Annotated in this window: 1 protein-coding gene; it reads right to left on the bottom strand. The window is 67.8% G+C overall.

The features are described 5' to 3' along the window. Nucleotides 1–157: transposase (locus tag ACFHWU_RS29640; RefSeq protein WP_416592371.1), on the bottom strand; the 157-nt coding region annotated here is incomplete at its 3' end. Nucleotides 158–258: the final 101 nt, after the last annotated feature.

The following is a 258-nucleotide window of genomic DNA, read 5'->3' as shown; positions in this document are numbered from 1 at the left end:
CGCCGGCCCGGGTCCGCCACCGGATCGCGTCGATGAGCTGCCGTTTCGTTGATGCGGGCGGTCGGCCCGGTCGGCGTGCGGTGGGCAGGAGAGGCTCCAGGACTGCCCACTGCGCGTCCGTCAGGTCGTGCCGCCTCGTCACCGCTACGCTGGTCACGAGGTCTCCGTGTTGATGGTTCGTCTTTGTCGATAAGCCATCTACCGGAGACCTCGCTGTTTACCGGGCAGCGACACGCCGAAAGTCGTCACCCGCCCACG

This window comes from Micromonospora sp. LOL_015 (assembly GCF_048060275.1).
Lineage (GTDB): Bacteria > Actinomycetota > Actinomycetes > Mycobacteriales > Micromonosporaceae > Micromonospora_E.
Note: the sequence above shows the minus strand (reverse complement) of the source record. Positions and strands in the feature narration are given on the sequence as shown.